The 22,595-nt window shown below is 62.3% G+C and carries 22 protein-coding genes and 1 tRNA gene; 14 read left to right on the forward strand and 9 right to left on the reverse strand.

All coding sequences use genetic code 11. The features are described from left to right. Positions 1-2: 2 nt before the first annotated feature. Positions 3-1,631 (reverse strand): MFS transporter, encoded by a 1,629-nt coding sequence (locus DYZ14_RS01645; RefSeq protein WP_154719050.1) that lies wholly within the window; start codon positions 1,629-1,631, stop codon positions 3-5. Between the two features lie 257 nt (positions 1,632-1,888). Between DYZ14_RS01645 and rimP the strand changes: the two genes are divergently transcribed. The 11 genes from rimP to DYZ14_RS01700 all read left to right on the forward strand — a co-directional run bounded on the left by rimP (position 1,889) and on the right by DYZ14_RS01700 (position 14,700). Next, on the forward strand, positions 1,889-2,482 hold the full coding sequence (gene rimP / locus DYZ14_RS01650) for a ribosome maturation factor RimP (RefSeq protein WP_154719398.1): 594 nt from the start codon (positions 1,889-1,891) through the stop codon (positions 2,480-2,482). A gap of 58 nt (positions 2,483-2,540) precedes the next feature. Beyond that, entirely contained in the window at positions 2,541-4,145 is a 1,605-nt protein-coding gene (nusA, locus tag DYZ14_RS01655) for a transcription termination factor NusA (RefSeq protein ID WP_154719051.1), read from the forward strand. Next, positions 4,145-4,834: an RNA-binding protein gene (locus DYZ14_RS01660; protein WP_154719052.1), complete on the forward strand. Its 690-nt coding sequence runs from the start codon at positions 4,145-4,147 to the stop codon at positions 4,832-4,834. Before nusA ends, DYZ14_RS01660 begins: the two co-directional genes overlap by 1 nt. Before the next feature lie 98 nt (positions 4,835-4,932). After that, the gene (infB, locus tag DYZ14_RS01665) at positions 4,933-7,593 is read left to right on the forward strand and encodes a translation initiation factor IF-2 (RefSeq protein WP_154719053.1); all 2,661 of its coding nucleotides are present in this window, start codon (positions 4,933-4,935) and stop codon (positions 7,591-7,593) included. A gap of 73 nt (positions 7,594-7,666) precedes the next feature. Further along, a complete protein-coding gene (gene rbfA / locus DYZ14_RS01670) occupies positions 7,667-8,080 on the forward strand; it encodes a 30S ribosome-binding factor RbfA (protein WP_028737448.1) in 414 nt (137 codons plus the stop codon). Positions 8,081-8,086: 6 nt separating this feature from the next. Next, positions 8,087-9,019 carry a tRNA pseudouridine(55) synthase TruB gene (gene truB, locus DYZ14_RS01675; RefSeq protein ID WP_154719054.1) on the forward strand — a complete coding sequence of 311 codons (933 nt, stop codon included), beginning with the start codon at positions 8,087-8,089 and terminating at the stop codon, positions 9,017-9,019. 151 nt (positions 9,020-9,170) lie between these two features. Then, positions 9,171-9,440: a 30S ribosomal protein S15 gene (gene rpsO / locus DYZ14_RS01680; protein ID WP_034512717.1), complete on the forward strand. Its 270-nt coding sequence runs from the start codon at positions 9,171-9,173 to the stop codon at positions 9,438-9,440. 346 nt (positions 9,441-9,786) lie between these two features. Next, positions 9,787-11,931 (forward strand): polyribonucleotide nucleotidyltransferase, encoded by a 2,145-nt coding sequence (pnp, locus tag DYZ14_RS01685; protein ID WP_154719055.1) that lies wholly within the window; start codon positions 9,787-9,789, stop codon positions 11,929-11,931. 71 nt (positions 11,932-12,002) lie between these two features. Further along, positions 12,003-13,019 carry a class I SAM-dependent methyltransferase gene (locus tag DYZ14_RS01690; RefSeq protein ID WP_154719056.1) on the forward strand — a complete coding sequence of 339 codons (1,017 nt, stop codon included), beginning with the start codon at positions 12,003-12,005 and terminating at the stop codon, positions 13,017-13,019. Between the two features lie 137 nt (positions 13,020-13,156). After that, the gene (locus tag DYZ14_RS01695; protein ID WP_154719057.1) at positions 13,157-14,185 is read left to right on the forward strand and encodes an AraC family transcriptional regulator; all 1,029 of its coding nucleotides are present in this window, start codon (positions 13,157-13,159) and stop codon (positions 14,183-14,185) included. Between the two features lie 302 nt (positions 14,186-14,487). Then, positions 14,488-14,700, forward strand: coding sequence for a helix-turn-helix transcriptional regulator (locus tag DYZ14_RS01700; RefSeq protein ID WP_232365404.1), 213 nt, complete (start codon positions 14,488-14,490; stop codon positions 14,698-14,700). Between the two features lie 90 nt (positions 14,701-14,790). Here the strand turns inward: DYZ14_RS01700 and fabI are convergent, their stop codons facing one another. From fabI to fabA, 3 genes are read right to left on the reverse strand one after another with little or no spacing between them, the layout of a single operon-like run. Next, a complete protein-coding gene (gene fabI / locus DYZ14_RS01705; protein ID WP_154719059.1) occupies positions 14,791-15,597 on the reverse strand; it encodes an enoyl-ACP reductase FabI in 807 nt (268 codons plus the stop codon). Positions 15,598-15,601: 4 nt separating this feature from the next. Further along, the gene (fabB, locus tag DYZ14_RS01710; protein WP_154719060.1) at positions 15,602-16,825 is read right to left on the reverse strand and encodes a beta-ketoacyl-ACP synthase I; all 1,224 of its coding nucleotides are present in this window, start codon (positions 16,823-16,825) and stop codon (positions 15,602-15,604) included. Between the two features lie 40 nt (positions 16,826-16,865). Then, positions 16,866-17,381 (reverse strand): 3-hydroxyacyl-[acyl-carrier-protein] dehydratase FabA, encoded by a 516-nt coding sequence (gene fabA, locus DYZ14_RS01715; protein ID WP_115668890.1) that lies wholly within the window; start codon positions 17,379-17,381, stop codon positions 16,866-16,868. A 309-nt stretch (positions 17,382-17,690) separates the two neighbouring features. Here fabA and irrA point away from each other — a divergent pair, with 309 nt between their 5' ends. After that, the gene (irrA, locus tag DYZ14_RS01720; protein ID WP_115669056.1) at positions 17,691-18,110 is read left to right on the forward strand and encodes an iron response transcriptional regulator IrrA; all 420 of its coding nucleotides are present in this window, start codon (positions 17,691-17,693) and stop codon (positions 18,108-18,110) included. A 34-nt stretch (positions 18,111-18,144) separates the two neighbouring features. Here the strand turns inward: irrA and DYZ14_RS01725 are convergent, their stop codons facing one another. Further along, positions 18,145-18,780, reverse strand: a complete 636-nt coding sequence (locus DYZ14_RS01725) for a trimeric intracellular cation channel family protein (RefSeq protein WP_115668891.1) — start codon at positions 18,778-18,780, stop codon at positions 18,145-18,147. Between the two features lie 109 nt (positions 18,781-18,889). On the opposite strand from DYZ14_RS01725, the gene DYZ14_RS01730 reads away from it, so the two are divergent. Further along, a complete protein-coding gene (locus DYZ14_RS01730) occupies positions 18,890-19,363 on the forward strand; it encodes a hypothetical protein (RefSeq protein ID WP_154719061.1) in 474 nt (157 codons plus the stop codon). Between the two features lie 13 nt (positions 19,364-19,376). Here the strand turns inward: DYZ14_RS01730 and DYZ14_RS01735 are convergent, their stop codons facing one another. Further along, complete coding sequence (locus DYZ14_RS01735; protein ID WP_154719062.1) at positions 19,377-20,168, reverse strand: YdcF family protein; 792 nt, start codon at positions 20,166-20,168, stop codon at positions 19,377-19,379. 169 nt (positions 20,169-20,337) lie between these two features. On the opposite strand from DYZ14_RS01735, the gene DYZ14_RS01740 reads away from it, so the two are divergent. Continuing rightward, positions 20,338-20,532, forward strand: coding sequence for a hypothetical protein (locus tag DYZ14_RS01740; protein WP_115668894.1), 195 nt, complete (start codon positions 20,338-20,340; stop codon positions 20,530-20,532). Here DYZ14_RS01740 and DYZ14_RS01745 read toward each other — a convergent pair. From DYZ14_RS01745 to DYZ14_RS01755, 3 genes are all read right to left on the reverse strand, one after another. Beyond that, complete coding sequence (locus tag DYZ14_RS01745) at positions 20,526-21,701, reverse strand: TMEM43 family protein (protein ID WP_154719063.1); 1,176 nt, start codon at positions 21,699-21,701, stop codon at positions 20,526-20,528. The genes DYZ14_RS01740 and DYZ14_RS01745 overlap by 7 nt on opposite strands. 206 nt (positions 21,702-21,907) lie before the next feature. Further along, positions 21,908-21,983: transfer RNA gene (locus DYZ14_RS01750), tRNA-Ala, on the reverse strand. Positions 21,984-22,133: 150 nt separating this feature from the next. Next, on the reverse strand, positions 22,134-22,520 hold the full coding sequence (locus DYZ14_RS01755; RefSeq protein ID WP_115668896.1) for a TIGR02300 family protein: 387 nt from the start codon (positions 22,518-22,520) through the stop codon (positions 22,134-22,136). Positions 22,521-22,595: the final 75 nt, after the last annotated feature.

The following is a 22,595-nucleotide window of genomic DNA, read 5'->3' on the forward strand; positions in this document are numbered from 1 at the left end:
GTTCAATGCGGCTCGATATGCGGTTTGTGGAAGACGTCGTCGGTTGGCGGGATCGCTTGGCGCTCGATCATCCGGTGGACCCTCGGCTTCCCCTTGCCGCGATGCAGGGCCAGCAGCCGGTCGGTCGTTTCGGCATCGGCTATGGTGCGGCGCTGGTTGTGCCGTACATATTCGACCCAGGTCGGCGTGTGATAGGTTTCCGTCCAGATGTCGGGATTCTCGAGGTCGCGCATCAGCGCCCAGTTGCGGGCGCCGTCGCGGATGCGGATCCGCCGGCGCTCGACCATGACCGCCAGGAATTCCGGCAGGTCCTCGTCGGCGATCTCATAGTCGATATTGATGACGATCGGGCCGCTGCGCGGCCGGATGTCAAGTCTCAGCGGCGGCTCGGCGAAACGATTGAGCGGGTCGAGATCCAGCGAGGCAAAGGGCGGCATCGGCAGGAAGAGTCCGATGCCGACGCCGAGGATCATCAACAGGGCGGAGGCGAAAAAGGCCGCCGTGACGCCATGGCTTTCCGCCACCAGGCCCCAGATCCAGCTGCCGCCCGCCATGCCGCCGAAGGTCGCTGTCTGATAGAGCGACAAGGCCCGGCCGACCACCCAGCGCGGCGTGGACAATTGCACGACCGTGTTGAACAGCGACAGCGCCAGCACCCAGCAGGCGCCGGCAACGACAAGCGAGAGACCAGTCACGACCGCATAGGGGCTGATGCCGATGATGGTCGAGCTTAGGGCGAAGCCGGCGAAGGCGCAGCGGACGATATCTTCGCTCGTGAGCACTTCGCGAATCCTCGAATTGCCAAGCGCGCCGGCGATCGCGCCGGCGCCGAACGCACCGAGCATGACACCATAGGTCAGCGCCCCGCCACCGATCAGGTCGCGCGTCACAATGGGAAGCAGCGCCATCACGGCGCTCGCCGTCAGGCCGAAGACGAAGCCCCGGAACAGGACCTTGGTGATATTCGGCGACATGGCGACGTAACGCAGACCGGCCGAGATCGCCCGGCCGAGCGCCTCGCGCGGCAAGGTGCGCTTCGGCAGATCCGGCTTCCAGCGATAAAGGGCAAAGACGAGAGCGAAATAGCTGAGCGAATTGGCGGCGAAGGCCGCCGCCGCGCCGGCCGCAGCAACGATCATGCCGCCGATGGCCGGGCCGACGCTGCGGGTAATATTGAAACCGACACTGTTGAGCGAAACCGCGCCCGGCAGATCCTCGCGCGGCACCAGGTCGCCGACGGAGGCCTGCCAGGACGGATTGTTGAGTGCCGCACCGCTGCCGATCAGGAAGGTGAACAGCAGGAGCAGCCAGGGGGTAATCAGGCCGAGATAGGCAAACAGCGCCAGCAGCGCCGAGACGCAGAACATGAAGACCTGGGCCGTCAGCATGACGCGGCGCCGGTCGTAATTGTCGGCGATCGCACCGGACAGCAGCGAGAAGAGCATCAGCGGCAGCGTGGTCGATGCCTGCACCAGCGCCACCATGTTTTCCGACTGGGAGATCGAGGCCATCATCCAGGCGGCGCCGACGCCCTGGATCAGTCCACCGAGATTGGAGGCAATGCTGGCGCCCCAGATCCTGCGGTAGACCGGATGCTTCAGCGGGGACAGGAAGGATCTGCGCTCGGGCACTTGGACTTACCCTTTCGAAGGTCTCGATCGCGGCGGAACCGGCACTCCGGTGACAAGGGGGATCTTGCCGATGGTCTACCATCCCGCAGCCTGAAGGCATAGATAGGCCTTGCCGCGCGAAAAGCTTGCAATCGGGCCGAAACCGGCGTATACGAACCGTAAATTCTTGATCGACAGATGAAGGGTGGGGCCGCGAGGACCCGCTCTTTTTTGTTGGCGATCGGACCTATCCAGGAGTATGACGATTGACTGACAGCATGCCGACGCCGGAAGCCGGCGAAGCACGGATCATCATCGAGACGGGTCTCGACCGGCGCATCGCCGAGATCATCGAGCCGGTTCTGGTTGCCTTGGGATACAAGCTGGTTCGGGCGCGGCTGATGAACCAGAACGGCCTGACGCTGCAGGTCATGGCCGAGAAGAACGATGGAACGATGACCGTAACCGATTGCGAGGAGGTCTCCATGGCCATCTCTCCGGTTCTCGATGTCGAAGACCCCGTCGAAAAGGCCTACCACCTCGAGGTGTCGTCGCCGGGCATCGATCGACCGATGGTGCGCAAGTCGGATTTCACGCGCTGGCAGGGTCATATCGTCAAGTGCGAGACCTCCATTCTGGTCGACAACCGCAAGCGGTTTCGCGGCAAGATCACCGAGGTCGACAGCGAAGGCTTCATGCTCGAGCGCGATCAGGTGGCCTATGGCGAAGAGCCGCGGGTGAAGATCCCGTTCAATACGCTCAGCGAAGCGAAGCTGATCCTGACGGACGATCTCATTCGCGATGCGCTTCGCGCCGACAAGCAGGCCAAGGCGCAGGCCGCCAACCAGAATGACGAAGACAGCGACGCATAAAGTTTGACTAACCGCCTTGAGGGCCTGGGCCCCGGCAGGAAGACGGAGACTTAAGACAATGGCAGTCAGTGCTAACCGGCTCGAGCTCTTGCAGATCGCAGATGCGGTCGCCCGTGAGAAAGTCATCGACCGCGAAATCGTCCTTGCCGCGATGGCCGACGCCATCCAGAAGGCCGCCCGCTCGCGCTATGGCTCGGAAACCAATATCCGCGCCGACATCAATTCGAAGACCGGCGAAATCCGCCTGCAGCGTCTTCTCGAAGTCGTCGACACTGTCGAGGATTATTCGACCCAGATCGCACTGGAACTTGCCCGCGACCGCAACATCGAAGCCAAGATCGGCGACTTCATCGCCGACCCGCTGCCGCCGATGGATTTCGGCCGAATCGCTGCCCAGTCGGCCAAGCAGGTCATCGTGCAGAAGGTGCGCGAAGCCGAGCGTGACCGCCAGTTCGACGAGTTCAAGGACCGCGTCGGCGAGATCGTCAACGGCACCGTCAAGCGCGTCGAATACGGCAATGTCATCGTCGACCTCGGCCGCGGCGAAGGCATCATCCGCCGCGACGAGATGATCCCGCGCGAAGCCTTCCGTTACGGCGACCGTGTCCGCGCCTATGTCTACGACGTACGTCGCGAACAGCGCGGCCCGCAGATCTTCCTGTCGCGCACCCATCCGCAGTTCATGGTGAAGCTGTTCACCATGGAAGTGCCGGAAATCTACGACGGCATCATCCAGATCAAGTCGGTTGCCCGCGACCCGGGTTCACGCGCCAAGATCGCCGTCATCTCGAACGATAGCTCGATCGATCCGGTCGGCGCCTGCGTCGGTATGCGCGGTTCCCGCGTCCAGGCCGTCGTCGGCGAGCTTCAGGGCGAAAAGATCGACATCATCCCGTGGTCCAACGATCCGGCCGCCTTCATCGTCAACGCGCTGCAGCCGGCGGAAGTCGCCAAGGTCGTTCTCGACGAAGATGCCGAGCGCATCGAAGTCGTTGTTCCGGACGAGCAGCTGTCGCTCGCCATCGGCCGCCGCGGCCAGAACGTGCGCCTCGCATCGCAGCTGACCGGCTGGGACATCGACATCATGACGGAAGCCGAGGAATCGGAGCGCCGCCAGAAGGAATTCAACGAGCGCACCAACCTGTTCATGGACGCGCTGGACGTCGACGAAATGGTCGGCCAGGTGCTGGCGTCCGAAGGCTTCGCCCAGGTCGAGGAAGTCGCCTATGTCGACCTCGAGGAAATCGCTTCGATCGACGGCTTCGACGAGGACACCGCCCAGGAAATCCAGACCCGCGCCCGCGAGTACCTGGAGAAGATCGAGGCGGAAATGGACGCCAAGCGCTTGGAACTCGGCGTGGCCGACGAATTGCGCTCGATCGACGGCATGACCTCGCAGATGATGGTCGCTCTCGGCGAAGACGGCATCAAGACGGTCGAGGACTTTGCCGGTTGCGCGGCCGACGACCTGGTCGGCTGGAGCGAACGCAAGGACGGCGAGACGAAGAAGTTCGAGGGCCTGTTCTCGAAGTTCGACGTTTCGCGTGCCGAGGCCGAGAACATGATCGTCCAGGCGCGCCTTGCGGCCGGCTGGATCACCGAGGAAGACCTCGCAACCGAGGCCGCGGCTGAAGAAGAAGCCGAAGGCGAGCAGGAAGCGTGATGATCGACGGGGCGCCGGACATCGCCGACGACGAGGAGGACCTCGATGTGGGCGAAGTGAACGGGCGCATGTGCATCGCCACGCGGGAAAGCGGCTCGCCTGAGACGCTGATCCGGTTCGTGGCGGCACCCGACGGTACCATTGTCCCCGACCTGAAGCGCGCGCTTCCCGGTCGGGGCTGCTGGGTTTCGCCCAGCCGGGCGGCCGTCGACAAGGCCGTGGCGAAGAAACTCTTCGCCCGTGCCTTGAAGCGGGACGTGAAGGTGGACGCCAATCTCGGCGAAACGGTCGACCGGTTGCTCGCCCAGCAACTGGCCGGCATGATGAACCTGGCACGCAAGGCCGGTCAGTTCGTTTCAGGCTCGGCAAAGGTCGAGGCTGCGGTGCGAAGTGGCGAGGCGCTTGCCGTCTTCCATTCGACCGATGCGGCGGCCGATGGCGTAAGAAAGATCGACCAGGCGCGCAAGGCCTGGCACCTCGGCATGGGGACTGACGCGGAAATACCGTCCTACCAACTGCTCTCAGGGGCGGAAATGGACGAACTGATGGGCCAGAATGCGTTTATCCATGCTTGCGCGCTTGCAGGGCAGGCGGGTGAAGGTGTAGTGAAGCGCGCAAACGTGCTTGAACAGTACCGCACTGGCGGACTGTCCCAGAAAAAGGATGTCTCTGACATGCCGAAGCAATGACGCGGCTACCGGTATCAGCCGGACGCTTTATCGGAATGACGAATTGAACGACGAGGTCTGATGCGCCGCATCCGTCCTTGTCCAAGGAACGGAACGGAATGACCGACAACAACGACGACAAGACACTCAGCGCGCCCAAGAAGACCCTCACACTGAAACCGTCAGGCGTGACCCAGGGGACCGTGCGCCAGGATATGGGTCGCGGTCGAACCAAGGCCGTCGTGGTGGAGACGCGCAAGCGCCGCCCGATCCGCCCCGAAGACGAAAAGATCGTAACGCCGGCCGCACCGGTCGCGCGCGCTGCAGAACCCGTGGCGGCACCGGTCGTCCCTTCACGTCCCGCAGCACCTGCTCAGCAGACCCGCACGCATCAGCCGACCCCACAGCCGCAGCGCCCCACGCCGCAGCCGCCCGTCCGCCAGGAACGCCCGCGCGGCGCCGTCCTGCACGACCTGTCGGCCGGCGAGATGGAAGCGCGCCGTCGCGCCCTGCTCGAAGCCCAGGCTCGCGAAGTCGAGGAAGCCAAGCAGCGCGTCATCGATGAAGCCCGCCGCGTGGCGGAGGCTGAGGAACGCGCACGTCTGGCTGCCGAAGAGGCTGCCCGCCGTGCTGCCGAACCCCAGCCGGAAGAACCGGCACCTGTCGCCGAAACCCAGGCCGCAGCGCCGGCAGCGGAAACGCGTCCGGGCGCAAAGCCCGCCGCTGCTCCGTCCGCTCCCGCGGCGCCGGGCTTCGTGCGTGGCCGCAAGGCCGGCGACGAGGAAGAGGAAGAACGCACCGTCAGCCGCGGCGCTCCGGTTCGTGGCAAGGTCGTTGCTCCGACCCCCGCCAAGGTCCCGCCGCGTCCGAAGGCCGAAGAAGAGCGTCGTCGCGGGAAGCTGACCGTCACCACGGCCAATGTCGACGATGACGGCAACGCCCGCGGTCGCTCAATGGCAGCCCAGCGCCGCCGCCAGGAGAAGTTCCGCCGGTCGCAGATGCAGGAAACGCGTGAAAAGGTCATGCGCGAAGTCATCCTGCCCGAGACAATCACCATTCAGGAACTGTCGCAGCGCATGTCCGAACGCGCCGTCGACGTCATCAAGTACCTGATGAAGGAAGGCCAGATGATGAAGCCGGGCGACGTCATCGACGCCGACCTTGCCGAACTCATCGCCACCGAATTCGGCCACACCGTCAAGCGCGTTTCGGAATCCGACGTTGAAGAAGGCATCTTCAATGTTGCCGACGACGCAGGCGAACTGGTGTCGCGTCCGCCGGTCGTGACCATCATGGGCCACGTCGACCACGGCAAGACCTCGCTGCTCGACGCCATCCGCAAGACCTCGGTCGTATCGGGCGAAGCCGGCGGCATCACGCAGCATATCGGCGCCTATCAGGTCGAGCAGAACGGCCAGAAGATCACCTTCATCGACACCCCCGGTCACGCCGCCTTTACCGCGATGCGTGCCCGCGGCGCCCAAGCGACCGACATCGCCATTCTGGTGGTTGCGGCCGATGACAGCGTCATGCCGCAGACGATCGAATCGATCAACCACGCCAAGGCCGCCAACGTGCCGATCATCGTGGCGATCAACAAGATCGACAAGCATGAGGCCGACCCGCAGAAGGTGCGCAACCAGCTGCTGCAGCACGAAGTTTTCGTCGAATCGATGGGCGGCGAAGTGCTCGACGTCGAGGTCTCGGCGAAGAACAAGATCAACCTCGACAAGCTTCTCGAAGCCGTCCTGCTGCAGGCCGAAATTCTCGACCTCAAGGCCGATCCGAAGCGCACCGCCGAAGGCACCGTCATCGAAGCGCAGCTCGACCGTGGCCGCGGTGCGGTTGCCACCGTCCTGGTGCAGAAGGGTACGCTGAAGCCCGGCCAGATCATCGTCGCCGGCGACCAGTGGGGCCGCGTGCGTGCGCTCGTCAACGACAAGGGCGAACACGTCAAGGAAGCCGGTCCGGCCATGCCGGTCGAAATCCTCGGTCTGTCGGGTACGCCCGCTGCCGGTGACCGCTTCGCCGTGGTCGAAAACGAGGCCCGCGCCCGCGAGATCTCCGAATACCGCCAGCGACTGGCCCGCGACAAGGCCGCTGCCCGTCAGTCCGGCCAGCGCGGTTCGCTGGAACAGATGATGACCCAGCTGCAGAATACCGGCTTCAAGGAATTCCCGCTGGTGATCAAGGGCGACGTGCAGGGCTCCGTCGAAGCGATCATTGCGGCTCTCGACAAGCTCGGTACCGATGAGGTTCGGGCCCGCATCGTCCATTCGGGCGCCGGCGCGATCACGGAATCGGATATCTCGCTTGCCGAGGCATCCAATGCCGCCATCATCGGCTTCAACGTCCGCGCCAACGCCCAGGCCCGCACGGCCTCGGAGCGTGCCGGCATCGAAATCCGCTACTACAACATCATCTACGATCTGGTGGATGACGTGAAGGCGGCGATGTCGGGTCTGCTGTCGCCGGAACGGCGCGAAACCTTCCTCGGCAATGCCGAGATCCTCGAGGTGTTCAACATCACGAAGGTCGGCAAGGTCGCGGGTTGCCGTGTCATCGAAGGCAAGGTCGAACGTGGTGCAGGTGTCCGTCTGGTGCGCGACAACGTCGTCATCCACGAAGGCAAGCTCAAGACACTCAAGCGCTTCAAGGACGAAGTGGCCGAAGTGCCGATGGGTCAGGAATGTGGCATGGCCTTCGAGAACTACGAAGACATCCGCGCCGGCGACACGATCGAGTGCTTCCGCGTGGAACATATCACCCGCACGCTTTAAGGCGACCATCCGCACGGAATAACAGGACGGGCGCCGGACGATCCGGCGCTCGCTTCGTTTAAGGCGAAAAGATATGACCAAACCAACGACTTCCGCGCCCAACCAGCGCATGCTGCGTGTCGGCGAACAGGTGCGCGCCGCGATCTCGCAGGTGTTGCAGCGTGGCGAAGTGCGCGATCCGCTGATTGAAAAGACGGTGATCTCGATCTCCGAGGTTCGCATGTCGCCGGACCTAAGGGTCGCCAACGCCTATGTGACGCCGCTCGGCGTGGCCGACCACCAGGCGGTGATCGACGCACTGAACCACCACGCCAAATATATCCGCGGACGGCTCGGGCCCCAGCTCCGGCAGCTGAAATACATGCCCGAGGTCCGGTTCCGCGACGATACCAGCTTCGACAATTACCAGAAGATCGACGCGCTCTTGCGCTCGCCCGAGGTCCAGCGCGATCTGGGGCACACCGACAGCGACGACGAACAAGAATAGAGGCGCATGTCCAAACCCCGCAAACCCAAGGGCCGGCCGGTTTCCGGCTGGCTGATCCTCGACAAGCCGGTCGATTTCGGCTCCACCGAGGCCGTCTCCAAGATCAAGTGGCTGTTCGACGCGCAGAAGGCCGGCCATGCCGGCACGCTTGATCCGCTCGCCTCCGGCATGCTGCCGATCGCGCTCGGCGACGCCACCAAGACCGTGCCTTACGTCATGGATGGCCGCAAGATCTACGAATTCACCGTGACCTGGGGAGAAGAGCGGACGACCGACGACCTCGAGGGCGAGGCGACGGAAACTTCGGTCAATCGTCCGAGCGAAGAAGCGATCCGCGCCCTGCTGCCAAACTATACTGGTGTGATTTCCCAGACCCCGCCGCAGTTCTCCGCGATCAAGATCGCCGGTGAGCGGGCCTACGACCTTGCGCGCGAAGGCGAAACCGTCGACATCCCCTCGCGCGAGGTGGAGATCTTCCGCCTGACGCTGATCGGCTGTCCGGATGTAAACAGCGCGCGCTTCGAAGTCGAATGCGGCAAGGGCACATATGTGCGCTCGCTCGCCCGCGATTTTGGCCGCGAACTCGGCTGCTACGGCCACATTTCGTCGCTTCGGCGGACCTTCGTCGCTCCCTTTGCCGAAGAGATGATGGTTCCGCTTGCCGAACTGACGGCACTGGAGGCGATCGAGGACAAGCAGGAGCGGCTGGCCGCGCTCGATGCGTTCCTGATCGATACCGGTGAAGCCCTGTCCAGCCTGCCGCACATCGCCATTACCGAAGACCAGGCGCATCGCCTGCGGATGGGCAATCCGATCCTGCTCAGGGGTCGCAATGCGCCGGTCGCAGAGGCTGACGCCTTTGCCACCTGCTTCGGCAAGCTGGTGGCGATCGGTGAGATCGGCGAAGGTGAGTTCCGCCCGCGGCGGGTTTTCACCTGAACCGCGCCCGGACAATCAACACTTTCATTTCACCCCGGGATGCGTTATAGGCACGCCAGCACGGCGGCTTTCCGCCTGCTTTCACGGCCTTTGCTGGACGACATCCCGGCATATGGCGACTTTTTCTCCTGATATTCAGAAAGGATTTCCGATGTCGATCACTGCAGAGCGCAAGGCTGCCCTCATCAAGGAATACGCAACCGTCGAAGGCGACACCGGTTCTCCGGAAGTCCAGGTTGCGATCCTCACCGAGCGGATCAACAACCTCACCGGACACTTCAAGGACCACAAGAAGGATAACCATTCCCGCCGTGGCCTGCTGACGATGGTGTCGAGCCGCCGCTCGCTTCTTGACTACCTCAAGAAGAAGGACGAAGGCCGCTACACGAAGCTCATCACGAGCCTGGGCATTCGCCGCTAAAAAATCTTCCGGCGGACCGTCCTTGCGATGGTCCGCCGGTTCCTTTCGGGGCACCGTCCCGGCGGATCGCAATGGGCAGACTTGCCTTGCGATCCCACGAAAAGGGCAGGCCGGATGGGCCGGCGCTGCCAAAACCAACCGATGACCTGTCATGGGGCAGGATTGCCGGATGCTTTCGCCGAAGACCTTCGGCACCTGTCAGAGAAGATGTCCCAGACCTTCAGGATATCTTTCAGGAGAGCCTCCCGCTGTCTTGCCCGTGATGCGTCAGCATTCCCATGGATGCGAACGGCTCAATTCGAGCCAGGCCTTGAAGGCCCGCAACCGCGGAAGAAGGACAAGACACATGTTTGATATCCATAGCGTGGAAATCGAGTGGGCAGGCCGCCCGCTCAAGCTCGAAACCGGCAAGATCGCCCGTCAGGCTGACGGCGCCGTCATGGCCACCTACGGCGAGACCGTCGTTCTCGCCACCGTCGTTTCGGCCAAGTCGCCGAAGCCGGGCCAGGACTTCTTCCCGCTCACCGTCAACTACCAGGAAAAGACCTATGCCGCCGGCAAGATCCCGGGTGGCTATTTCAAGCGCGAAGGTCGCCCGTCGGAGAAGGAAACGCTGGTTTCCCGCCTGATCGACCGCCCGATCCGCCCGCTCTTCCCCGATGGCTACAAGAACGACACTCAGGTCGTCGTCACCGTTATCCAGCACGACCTTGAAAACGATCCGGACGTCCTGTCCATGGTCGCCGCTTCGGCAGCACTGACGCTTTCCGGCGTACCCTTCATGGGCCCGGTCGGCGGCGCACGCGTCGGCTTCATCAACGGCGAATATGTCCTGAACCCTCATCTCGACGAGATGGACGAGTCGGTTCTCGACCTGGTCGTCGCCGGCACGCAGGACGCCGTCCTGATGGTCGAGTCGGAAGCCAAGGAACTCAACGAAGAGATCATGCTCGGCGCCGTCATGTTCGGCCACAAGGGCTTCCAGCCGGTCATCGACGCGATCATCAAGCTCGCCGAGGTTGCCGCCAAGGAACCGCGCGATTTCGATCCGGAAGACTATTCCGCGCTCGAAGCCGAAATGCTGGCGATGGCCGAGGCCGAACTGCGCGACGCCTACAAGATCACCGAGAAGGCCGCCCGTTACGCCGCCGTCGACGCCGTGAAGGCGAAGGTCAAGGCGCACTTCCTGCCCGAGGGCGGCGAAGCCAAGTACACGGCTGAAGTCATCGGTTCGGTGTTCAAGACCCTGCAGGCGAAGATCGTTCGTTGGAACATCCTCGACACCAAGAGCCGCATTGACGGCCGCGACCTGGAAACCGTTCGTCCGATCGTATCGGAAGTCGGCATCCTCCCGCGCACCCATGGCTCGGCCCTGTTCACCCGCGGCGAAACCCAGGCGATCGTGGTTGCCACGCTCGGCACCGGCGAAGACGAACAGTATGTCGACTCGCTGACCGGCATGTACAAGGAACGCTTCCTGCTGCACTACAACTTCCCGCCCTACTCGGTCGGTGAAACGGGCCGCATGGGCTCCCCGGGCCGCCGCGAAATCGGTCACGGCAAGCTCGCCTGGCGCGCTATCCGCCCGATGCTGCCGTCGGCTGAGCAGTTCCCCTACACGCTGCGTGTCGTCTCCGAGATCACCGAGTCGAACGGCTCGTCCTCGATGGCAACCGTTTGCGGCACCTCGCTGGCGCTGATGGATGCAGGTGTTCCGCTGGCCAAGCCGGTCGCCGGTATCGCCATGGGCCTGATCCTCGAAGGCGACCGTTTTGCCGTTCTCTCCGACATTCTCGGTGACGAAGACCATCTCGGCGACATGGACTTCAAGGTTGCCGGCACCTCGGATGGCATCACCTCGCTGCAGATGGACATCAAGATCGCCGGTATCACCGAAGAGATCATGAAGGTGGCTCTGGCCCAGGCTCAGGGCGGCCGCAAGCATATCCTCGGCGAAATGGCGAACGCCATCACCGAAGGCCGTAGCCAGCTCGGCGAATTCGCCCCGCGCATCGAAGTGATGAACATCCCGGTCGACAAGATCCGTGAAGTCATCGGTTCGGGCGGCAAGGTGATCCGCGAAATCGTCGAAAAGACCGGCGCCAAGATCAACATCGAAGACGATGGCACGATCAAGATCGCCTCGTCCTCCGGCAAGGAGATCGAAGCGGCCCGCAAGTGGATCCACTCGATCGTGGCTGAGCCGGAAGTCGGCGTGATCTACGAAGGTACCGTTGTGAAGACCGCCGATTTCGGTGCCTTCGTCAACTTCTTCGGTTCGCGTGACGGCCTCGTGCACATTTCGCAGCTGGCATCCGACCGCGTTGCCAAGACTTCCGACGTCGTCAAGGAAGGCGACAAGGTCTGGGTCAAGCTGATGGGCTTCGACGAGCGCGGCAAGGTCCGCCTCTCGATGAAGGCCGTCGACCAGACGACCGGCAAGGAAGTCGTCGCCGAGAAGAAGAAGGACGAGGGCGAAGCCGCCGAATAAGCGGCCCCTCACCTTTGAACCAAGGCGCGGAAACCCTTCCGCGCCTTTTTTATTCGCCCGGAGAATCTGCCATGAGCCGCGAAACGCTGAAAACCCTGTTCCATCCCTTTGCCAGCGGCACGGTTGCCGCACCTGGCGACGGTGAACGCTTCCTTTTCCTCGGAGCGGAGGCCGGCTTTGCGGCGCCTGCGGAATTTCCGGCGAAGCTCGTGCCGGTACAGGGCCATCGCGGCGAGTTCCTGAGGCTGCAGGCGGCACGGCTCGAGCCGATTTCCCGGGTAGAGGGCGAGAATTTCGACGGGGCGCTGGTGCTGCTCGGCAAGCATCGGGGCGAGAACGACAATCGCATTGCGGAAGCCCTCAAGCGGGTCAAGGCGGGCGGACTGATCGTGGTTGCCGGCGGCAAGGAAGATGGGGTGCAGCCGATGCGCAAGCGTCTTGGCGGCCTCGGTATCGAGGCCGAGCACATGCCGAAATACCACGGTGTCGCTCTGTGGTTCAACGCACCGGACGATGCAAGCGCAGCTGTCGCCAAGCTTGGCGCGCGCGATACGCTGGTGGACGGACGCTTCCACACGCGCGCCGGCATGTTTTCCCATGATCGTGTCGACGACGGCTCCGAACTGCTGGCAAGCCGCCTGCCTGAGAGCTTCGACGGCAATGCCGCGGACTTCGGCGCCGGCTGGGGTTATCTGTCGATCATGCTGGCCGAACGCGCACCGCGCACCGCACGCATCGATCTGTTCGAGGCCGATTTTGAGGCCCTGGAATGCGCAAAGGCAAATCTGGCGGCCAACTGCCCCAAGCTCCCGGCGCGTTTCTTCTGGCAGGACCTCACCCGCGAACCCGCCAAGGAGAAATACGATCTCGTCATCATGAACCCACCTTTCCACCAGGGACATGCTGCGGAACCGGGCCTCGGCCAGACGATGATCAAGGCGGCAGCCCAAGCCCTGCGCGGCGGCGGGCAATTGCTGCTGGTTGCCAATCGCGGCCTGCCCTATGAGAGCATCCTCGCCGAAGATTTTCGTGAACATGGCGAGACGTGTCGAAATGCCCGTTTCAAGGTTCTCTGGGCCAAGAAGTAGGCCGAGCACGGCCTTTATCGGACACTAGCTGTCATCGAACGGCATCCGGCTCTTCCGGATGCCTTGTCCCTCGACAAACTGTCGAATGCGACTTAACCTGCGACGTCATTGGCTTATCATTGGACGCCAGATATTCAATGGCTAATAAATCGATCGCCGACGAACTTACGGCCGTTGCAGGCGTCGCGTCTGCGATTCAGGCGCATGCGCAGTCTTACGGTATCGATATCGCGCCAATCTGCAGCGCCCTCAAGATCGATCCGGATATGTTCCAGAGCCTGACGGCACGCATCAGCCTCGACCGGATATGCCGGTTGCTGGAGGCCTGCGCACTGTTGGCCGATGACGAGGCCTTCGGATTGAAATGTGTCGACCGCTTCGTCGCGGGCTCGACCGGGCCATTCGGCTACGGGTTGATGACGGCGCCGACCGTGCGCGACTTCGTGCGTTTTCTCGCCCTGCACATGCAATATGCGACCTATGCCAGCAATCTGCACCTGAACATCGATGACCGCGGCGCGTCCTTCTCCTGGTCGTTTGCTCCGGCCATCGTGAAGCGCGACCAATATGTCGACATGGGAATAGCCCTGACGATGCGGCGGCTGCGCGATATTGTCGGGAGCCAGACCGATCTTGTCGAGGTCGACCTGGAACGGCCTCGGCCGAAATCGCCGCAGGTGTTTCGCGACTATCTCACCAGGAAGCTCCGTTTCGGCTGCCGGGAGAACGCATTGCGCATCCCCGCGAGCCTGCTCGACGTGCACAATCCCAAGGCCGACGCCAGACTGTTCTCGCTGATGGACATCCAGTGCCGATCCATGTGGCCGAATGCAACACATCAGGAGGGAAGCTTCATTGATCAGGTTCGCAAGTTCCTGATCTTGCGCATGGCGGAGTCCAATCCATCCTTGAGCGAGATCTCCCCACATTTCGGCATATCGGAGCGCACCTTCCAGCGCCGACTCGCCGAAGAGCACACCAGCCTGGCCGAGATCCGTGACGATCTCCGGCGCGAATTGAGTCTCAATCTGCTCACCGAGAGCGAATTGCCGATCGCGGAGATCTGTTATCGGCTGGGCTATTCGGCGCCGAGTGCGTTCACGCGGTCGGTCGCGCGCTGGTTCGGTCGTACGCCCAGCGAATTGCGCGGACGCAGGAGTGCCTGATCGCCAGTCACGAGGCTGATCGCGAAGTGCGCTTTGGCTATTGACAATTGCCACGCGACAGGCAGAATTGCTGACATTAAGCTGACATCAGAAGCAAACGGTGGCAAAGACCATCGCGTGCGATGGTAAGTTTTTGGCGTGCGCCGCGAATTGCGGGCGTCGTATTTTACTCTATATAGCCGAGAGTATGCATGTCGCAGTGAGACTACCGCGACGTAGCACCGATTCAATCTTGGCGATCTCAGAACATCATGGCGAATAGCGATACATCCGCCGGACAGCCGTCCGGTTCGAGAACCGCATTGACCGATGCGGAAGTGAAGTGCCTGACGATGCTCGCGGAAGGCAAGCGTCCGCTGGACATCTGCAATCTGCTGGTGCTGCCCGAGATCGAGGTCGAGGGGATGTTGTCATCCGCCGAACGGAAACTCGGCGCGCGCAATCGGCTGCATGCGGTCAGCATGGCCATCCTGATGGGCTCGATCGAACTGGAGCACAATCCAAGACCGGAGTAAGCCGGGTTTTTCCGGCTGGCGGACCACTCCGTGTTCATGCCTGGCGCGATATGAGGTCGCGCCAGGCATTTTTCGTTTCCCGAAGAGCGACTATTCCGCGTCGGTGCTTCGCAGCGTCTCGAGCACAGGCATCGAGGTGATGTTGTAGCCGGCATCGACGTAGTGAATTTCGCCGGTCACGCCGCGCGACAGGTCCGACAGCAGATAAAGAGCCGAGTTCCCGACATCCTCGATCGTCACCGTGCGACGCAGCGGCGCATTCTTCTGCTGCCACGAGAGCATGGCGCGTGCATCGGAGATTCCGGCCCCGGCGAGCGTACGGATCGGGCCGGCCGAGATGGCGTTGACGCGGATGCCGCGCGGGCCGTAATCGCCCGCCAGATAGCGCACCGAAGCCTCGAGAGCAGCCTTGGCCACGCCCATGACATTATAGTTCGGCATCAGACGCACCGAGCCGCCATAGGTCAGCGTCAGCATGGCGCCGCCTTCCGACATCAGTTCGGCCGCGCGCTTGGCGATCTCGGTGAAGGAAAAGCACGAGATCACCATCGTGCGGGTGAAATTTTCCCGGCTGGTATCGGCATACAGCCCCTTGAGCTCGTTCTTGTCGGAGAAGCCGATGGCATGAACGATGAAATCGATCTTGCCCCATTTCTCCTTGAGCGCGCCGATCACGGCGTCGACGGAAGAAATATCCTCCACATCGCAAGGCAGAAGGAAGTCCGAACCCAGCTCGGCTGCCAGCGGCTTCACCCGCTTGCCGAGCGCCTCGCCCTGATAGGTGAAGGCCAGTTCCGCGCCGGCGCGGCTCAGAGCCTGGGCGATGCCCCAGGCGATCGAGTGGCTGTTCGCGACGCCCATGATGAGGCCGCGTTTTCCCTGCATGGAAGCAATCATTCCGTTATCCATTCTGACGCTGGAAGACCAGGGTTGCGTTGGTGCCGCCGAAGCCGAAGGAGTTGGACAGAACGGTGTCGATCTTGGCATTGTCGATGCGCTTGCGAACGATCGGCACGCCATCGAATTCCGGGTCGAGCTCGGTGATGTGAGCGCTCTCGCCGATGAAGCGCTCCTGCATCATCAGCAGGCCATAGATCGATTCCTGCACGCCGGCAGCACCCAGCGAATGGCCGGTGAGCGACTTGGTCGACTGGATGTGCGGAATCCTGGACCCGAACACTTCGCGGATCGCGCCGATTTCCTTGCTGTCGCCGACCGGCGTCGAGGTGCCGTGGGTATTGATGTAGTCGACCTCACCCTTCACGGTGGAGAGCGCCTGGCGCATGCAGCGAATGGCGCCCTCGCCCGACGGCGCGACCATGTCGTAGCCGTCCGAAGTCGCGCCATAGCCGACGATTTCGGCGTAGATCTTGGCACCGCGCGCCTTGGCGTGTTCCAGTTCCTCGAGCACCAGCACGCCCGCACCGCCGGCGATGACGAAACCGTCGCGCGAAGCATCATAGGCCCGCGATGCCGTCGATGGGGTATCGTTGAACTTGGAGGACATGGCGCCCATGGCGTCGAACAGATCGGACATGGTCCAATCGAGATCCTCGTGGCCGCCCGCGAACATCATGTCCTGCTTGCCCCACTGGATCATCTCATAGGCGTTGCCGATGCAATGAGCCGAGGTCGAGCAAGCCGACGAGATCGAGTAATTGACACCGTGGAGCTTGAACCAGGTGGCGAGTGTCGCGGACGCCGTCGAAGACATGGCCTTCGGCACGGCGAAAGGACCGATCCGCTTGGGGCTGTTGTTCTGGCGTACGATGTCGGCGGCCTCGACGATGGTGCGGGTGGAGGGGCCGCCCGAACCCATGATGATGCCGACGCGTTCGTTCTGCGCGTAGTCGGCTTCTTCCAGACCGGCATCGGCGATCGCCTGCTTCATGGCGACATGGTTCCAGGCACCGCCCTGGGAGAGGAATCGCATGGCGCGACGGTCGACGTGCTCGGTCGGATCCAGCGCGGGCTTGCCCCAGACCTGGCACTTGAAGCCGTGCTCGGCGAAATCGGGAGAAAAGCTGATGCCCGACTTTGCCTCGCGCAGGGATGCGGTCACCTCCGCGGCGTCGGCGCCGATGGAGGACACGATCCCAAGTCCCGTTACAACTACCCGTCTCATCTCTCAGACCTTCTCAATCTCGCAATTGGACAGAGCCCTTTCAGGCCGTCTTTTCCTTCGACAGACCGACGCGAAGGTCGGTCGCCTGGTAGATGGTCTCGCCATCCGCCTTCAGCCAGCCATCGGCGGTGCCCAGCACGAGCCGACCGCGCATGACGCGCTTGAAATCGATCCCGTATTCGAGCAGCTTGGTGGTGGGGCGCACCATGCCCTTGAACTTGACCTCACCGGTGGACAGCGCCATGCCGCGGCCGGGTTCGCCCAGCCAGCCGAGGAAGAAGCCGGTCAACTGCCACATGCCGTCGAGGCCGAGACAGCCCGGCATGATGGGATTGCCCTGGAAATGGCAGGGAAAATACCAGTCGTCCGGACGGACGTCATACTCGGCCCTGATATAGCCCTTGTCGAATTCGCCACCCGTTTCGGAAATGTCGGTGATCCGGTGGACCATCAGCATCGGCGGCAGCGGAAGCTGGGCGTTGCCGGGGCCAAAAAGTTCGCCGCGACCGCAGGCGAGGATTTCCTCGTAATTATAGCTGGATTGTCTTGGTGCCATTTTCTTCTTCTTCCCCCCTCAGGCTTCGCGTTCACGGACCCTTAGAGCAAGATAGGGACAAATTGAAGTCTCACAATAGCCGACATGAAGTCGCGGAGGGCTGACCCAATCCGCCGCCATTGGATGACTTTAGCCGTCGCATACAGGAACCACCCTTTCAGGACCAGATCAAAAACAACCAGATCGCGGCTTTTTCGGCACTTTGTAAACCCCTTGTCCGGTAGAAACTATTGAAAGGGCGGCGCGTAAAAGTTATATCCTCGGATGAAGTCCGTCGAAGGACCAACTGGCAATGCGGAGATCGTCTTGATGACGACGGAAGACCGTAGACATACGGAACTGAAATTGCGCGAGTGCGGCCTGCGGCCCACACGGCAACGCATTGCACTCGCGAGCCTGCTGTTCGCCAAGGGCGACCGTCACCTGACCGTCGAAGAACTGCATGAGGAGGCACTTGCCGCCCGCGTGCCGGTTTCGCTCGCCACCGTCTACAACACGCTTCACCAGTTCACCGAGGCGGGCCTCATCCGCGTGCTCACGGTGGAAAGCACCAGAACCTATTTCGACACCAACGTGTCCGACCATCACCATTTCTTCGTCGAGGGCGAGAACGAGGTTCTCGACATCCCGCTCAACAATATTTCGATCGAGAATTTGCCGGAACCGCCGGAGGGCATGGAAATCGCCCATGTCGACGTGTTGATCCGCCTGCGGCCGAAGAACCGCTGAACGCCCGGCGCTTCCCGCCTTTCCCTTTTCGGCTCTACAATACGTCCTCCGGTGACCGGCCGGGCCGTGAGTTGTAGCGCGGAATGCTCCAACCGAAGCGCAGTGCGCCGCCTCGGATGGCAAACGCAGTGGCCGCACCCAGAACCGAGGCGGCAAGAAGCGGCAGACCGAAGGCCGTGGCTGCGGTGAAGACACAGGCTCCCGCCAAGGCCGCGGTAACATAGATTTCCGGACGCAGCAGCACCGAGGGCTCCCCGGCGATGATATCCCTGAGAATGCCGCCGAAGGTGGCGGTCAGCGTGCCGGTGACGATCGCCACCGTGGGCGATCCTGTCGCGGCAAGCCCCTTGGCAGCCCCCATCACGCAATAGGCCGAAAGCCCGATGGCATCGAGCCAGATCAAAAGCCGGTAACGCGATTCGAACAGATGGGCGGTGAAGAAGACCAGCACGCCGACGAAGGCGCAGACGAGGACATAGCCCGGATCGCGCACCCAGAAGACCGGAACAGTGCCAAGCACGAGGTCGCGCAGGGTTCCCCCGCCAATTCCAGTCACGGCCGCCAGAAAGAGAAATCCGATCACGTCCAGATCCTTGCGCGAGGCGGAAAGCGCCCCGGTCGCGGCGAACACGGCGACACCGGCATAGTCGAGAAATCCAAGCAGCGTCATTTCATCCCTTTCCGGCGAAAGCGTTTGGAAACCGTAACGGCGTCAGGGCCGCACAAGCACCGCGACATAGGGTAGAAGAAAGAGACTTCATCTTCCCGGGACGTTTGCCGTGAAATACCTGCTTCTTGCCTTTCTGCAAATCGCGTTTTTGCTGACCGCGAATTCCGCATCATACGGCCAGCAGCAACTCATCAGTGATCCCGAGATCTATGAAAAGCAACATTTCCAGAAGCGTTGCGCCGAGGCGAAGTTCGGTCCTGCCTTCGTCACCCGACTCGACATCAATAATGACGGGATCAAGGATGTCGTGGTCAATGATGGCGAACTCGTCTGCGACGGCGTGCGCGGCCCGGACTGCACCGACGACGGCTGTCCCTATAACTTCTATCTGCAGGTGAAGGAGGGCGGTTACTTCATGATCGCCACAGCCAAGATGTACGGCTATGACTTCATCAAGCGCTTCGGCAACATGGTCTTCGTGATGCAGATGCATCCGCGCTTTTGCGAGCGCACCGACGAGGCGCCGTGTGAAATCACGGTGCGCGTGAGGGGCACCAAGTTCCTGACCATTTCGAAGAAATGATACCAAGGGGCGTTCAAGGGCCCGGATACAACACTTTGATCCGGCCGGTGAGGTAATAGGCGGCAAGGCCGATGGCCTCGCGCATGGCGGTCGCGGCCTGCTGCGCATTGAGCGTGGGCTGGGTCAAATCCACGCCAAGCGTGACCGTGCCGCTGGTGCGGTAGTCCGTCGGCCAGGGCGTGACCGGCACGCCCGCCGCGCGAAACAGGCCGATGGCGCGCGGCATGTGAAAGGCCGAGGTAATCAGCAGGCAGTTGTCCAACCGTCTATCCGAAAGCAGCGAACGGCTATTGGTGACATTTTCCGCGGTGGTGCGCGATGCCGTCTCGCGCACAAGCCGGTCCGAAGCGATGCCGAAGGTCGAGAAGAAGCGGGCAGAGGCGACGGCATCGCCCTCATAGTCACCGCTCAGGGACCCGTCACCGCCGGATACGAGAATGACCGCCTCGGGGAAGCGGCGGGCAAGGCGCAGGGCCTCGACAAAGCGGTCGGCCGCCTGGTTCATCTCGATCCCGCCGCGGGTCGTCGTCACCTCTGTCTCAAAGGCACCGCCGAGCACGATCATGCACCCGAGCGATTGCGGATCACCTTCAGGCTTTGGAAAGCGTGCCTCCAGGCCCTGCAGAACGAAGGAACCGGTCGTCGTATAGAGCGTCACGAACAGGACGAGGGCCGCCAAGGCTGAAAGCGCCAGGCCGACACGGCGAAGACCACTCAGGATCGCGACGACGGCGAGCAGGATTGCCAGGAAAGCCAGCGACAGCGGCTGGGCGAAGACCCAGAACAGCTTGGAAACGATGAACATTCTTTCCACCCTTGGTGTCCGGGGCTCCGCATGCCGCAGCGCGCGGCAGGCCGCCCAGGGCCCGACCCTATGAGGCATTCCTGCGGCGACAGCCTCGCTCAAGGCAGGTCACTTAAGCCTCCGACACTCGAAAATAAAGACTTTTACGCGATTGAATTTTGGGGGGCTCATGCGCTTCGCAATCGATACACTCGACGAGGCGGGCAATAGCCGGATCTTTATCGGCGTGCCTCTTGGAAGATCAGGCGACAAGCTGCGCGTTCAACTCCGCAACGGCGAAGCGGAGCTGGACATCGATCGCATCACCGACTGGTTCCAGATCGACCAGGCAACGAGAGAGGATCGGGGCGAGCTCTTCTATTGAGCCGCCGACGGAGCGGTGTTCGGCCGGCCGGCCGCACGCCGACGAAGCCAGACCACGGCGAAGGCAATGAGCCCGCCGGCCAACAACAGTCCAATCGACAATAGCGGCCGATAGGCGAACCAGCCGATGGCGATGACCAACGGCCCGACCAGCACGGTCAGCACGAAGGCGATCATCCCCGTGCCGAAGCGCACCAGCGAGCCGGCGAGCGGAACGACGTCGGCGATGACGCCGAGAATCGAGAAGAACAGACTGAACCCGACCATAAGGCCGATCATTCCACCGAGGCGGATCAGCCACATGATCATCGTGTTTTCAGCCTGGGCGGTATCGAACATTTCCGCAGCGCTCGCCTTACCGGCTGCGCTCAGGAAGATTTCCCGACCATTCGAGGCGGTGAACGGTTCTAGCCAGCCCTTGTTCTGCGCCGCCACGAAACTCGCCTCGGGAAGATCCGCCCGGCTGTATCGGACAAGCAGATCGCCGACCCGCGGCTGGGCAGGGTCCATGCCGACATAGAATCCGGCACGGTCGAGATGCACTTGCCCGGACAGAACCTGTTCAGCGCGCGCAACGTCCGCTTCCGTCAGCCTAAGGTCGGTCTGCGTGCCGAGGCCTGTGACCCTCTCGCCGGACACGGCAAAGGCGCCGACCTTGGCGCTCTCGACGGCAAACGACTGGTCGTCGACCGCCGGATCCGGATTCTCGTGGCCCTCCGGCTGGCGGAAGTCGCCCGAATTCTCGCGTCCGGACTTCCATTCCTTTGTGTAGGTATAGGTCGTGACGGTTTCCTGGCTGCCACCCAGCTTGGTTTCGGAGCGCGATTCGCTCTTCTCCACCCACTGGTACATCTCGACCTCGCGGAGGACCGCCACGGCGCCGTCGGCGAAAATGCCGAATTCGGGATCGGCCGGGATGCCGTCCGGCGTCACCCTGCCCGAGATATGAATGAGCTTTCCCTCGTTCGAGGGCGTTATTTCGTGGGCACTGACCGACAGAACAATGCCGGCGCCTTCGGTCAGCGCCCGATAGGCCTTGATCGACCGGCCTTCGTTCCAGACGAGAGCCCAGATGGCAGCCCCGACCAGGACGATGCCGATGACAGCACCGATCAATGCGTTCTTCAACCGCGCCAACCACGATGTCCGTGTCGTTTCCGTGAAGCTCATGTCACCCTCGCCCTTCGGCAACACGATATCGCGTGCTCGATGCCTGTAGGCGATTCCCTAGGGGAATCTCCGGACTGCGGCAAGCGACGCGCGGGCCTGGTGCCTGACTTGTTTTGGCAAAGGGGCCGACAGCAGAAACGAACCGGGCAGCCTGCGACACGAAAGGCGAGGCTGTCCAAACGGATAGGTTCTGTTCAGGGAAGATTTGGTGGAGCTAAGCGGGATCGAACCGCTGACCTCTTGCATGCCATGCAAGCGCTCTCCCAGCTGAGCTATAGCCCCATACCATGGGTCCGGCAGTGCCGGTTCCGGGACCCTGTCGAACAAACTGTCCGGCGGGGTGGCGGCTTATTACTTCCGGTGTTCGGAGATGGCAAGCCGAAAATTGCAGGCTCGGAAATTTTTTCGTTTTCCGAGCCTGACAGCGGTCGATCAGACTTCGTCGTCGTCGCCGGTGACGCCGATGATGCCGGTCATGTCGTCGTCGTCATCGTCTTCGTCGGCTTCGAGGAAGGTGTCGTCATCATCGTCATCGAGCTCGACATCGTCGTCGCCGATATCCGGAATGTCGTCGTTGCCGCCGTTGTCGTCCGCGTCCTCGAGCGAGACGAGCTCGACTTCGGTGTTTTCGGCGTCGACTTCAGCCACCTCTTCCTCTTCCGCCTTCTCCATGATCGTGGCGACCGAGGTCTCCTCGAAATAGGAAAGCGGCCAGGATTTGCCGGTGTAAGGCGATACGACCGGATCCTTGTTCAGATCGTAGAATTTCTTCCCCGTGTCCGGGCAGGTGCGTTTGGTGCCAAGTTCTGCTTTCGCCACTGTCAAAGCCTCTTGAAGTCCTGAAGAATATACCGGCGCGTGCGGTCAATCCGGTCTTACCCGGTGAAACTGTTA

This window comes from Ciceribacter sp. T2.26MG-112.2 (genome assembly GCF_900492205.1).
GTDB classification, from domain to species: Bacteria; Pseudomonadota; Alphaproteobacteria; order Rhizobiales; family Rhizobiaceae; genus Allorhizobium; species Allorhizobium naphthalenivorans_A.

Bases quoted from the DNA above. Each gene is read 5' to 3' on its own strand.
- fabB (WP_154719060.1), bottom strand. From the start codon at position 16,825: ATGAGACGGGTAGTTGTAACGGGACTTGGGATCGTGTCCTCCATCGGC.
- rimP (WP_154719398.1), top strand. From the start codon at position 1,889: ATGCCGACGCCGGAAGCCGGCGAAGCACGGATCATCATCGAGACGGGT.
- rpsO (WP_034512717.1), top strand. From the start codon at position 9,171: ATGTCGATCACTGCAGAGCGCAAGGCTGCCCTCATCAAGGAATACGCA.
- fabI (WP_154719059.1), bottom strand. From the start codon at position 15,597: ATGATTGCTTCCATGCAGGGAAAACGCGGCCTCATCATGGGCGTCGCG.
- DYZ14_RS01740 (WP_115668894.1), top strand. From the start codon at position 20,338: ATGCGCTTCGCAATCGATACACTCGACGAGGCGGGCAATAGCCGGATC.
- DYZ14_RS01690 (WP_154719056.1), top strand. From the start codon at position 12,003: ATGAGCCGCGAAACGCTGAAAACCCTGTTCCATCCCTTTGCCAGCGGC.
- DYZ14_RS01745 (WP_154719063.1), bottom strand. From the start codon at position 21,701: ATGAGCTTCACGGAAACGACACGGACATCGTGGTTGGCGCGGTTGAAG.
- rbfA (WP_028737448.1), top strand. From the start codon at position 7,667: ATGACCAAACCAACGACTTCCGCGCCCAACCAGCGCATGCTGCGTGTC.
- DYZ14_RS01725 (WP_115668891.1), bottom strand. From the start codon at position 18,780: ATGACGCTGCTTGGATTTCTCGACTATGCCGGTGTCGCCGTGTTCGCC.
- pnp (WP_154719055.1), top strand. From the start codon at position 9,787: ATGTTTGATATCCATAGCGTGGAAATCGAGTGGGCAGGCCGCCCGCTC.
- irrA (WP_115669056.1), top strand. From the start codon at position 17,691: ATGACGACGGAAGACCGTAGACATACGGAACTGAAATTGCGCGAGTGC.
- DYZ14_RS01735 (WP_154719062.1), bottom strand. From the start codon at position 20,168: ATGTTCATCGTTTCCAAGCTGTTCTGGGTCTTCGCCCAGCCGCTGTCG.
- nusA (WP_154719051.1), top strand. From the start codon at position 2,541: ATGGCAGTCAGTGCTAACCGGCTCGAGCTCTTGCAGATCGCAGATGCG.
- DYZ14_RS01660 (WP_154719052.1), top strand. From the start codon at position 4,145: ATGATCGACGGGGCGCCGGACATCGCCGACGACGAGGAGGACCTCGAT.
- infB (WP_154719053.1), top strand. From the start codon at position 4,933: ATGACCGACAACAACGACGACAAGACACTCAGCGCGCCCAAGAAGACC.
- fabA (WP_115668890.1), bottom strand. From the start codon at position 17,381: ATGGCACCAAGACAATCCAGCTATAATTACGAGGAAATCCTCGCCTGC.
- DYZ14_RS01695 (WP_154719057.1), top strand. From the start codon at position 13,157: ATGGCTAATAAATCGATCGCCGACGAACTTACGGCCGTTGCAGGCGTC.
- truB (WP_154719054.1), top strand. From the start codon at position 8,087: ATGTCCAAACCCCGCAAACCCAAGGGCCGGCCGGTTTCCGGCTGGCTG.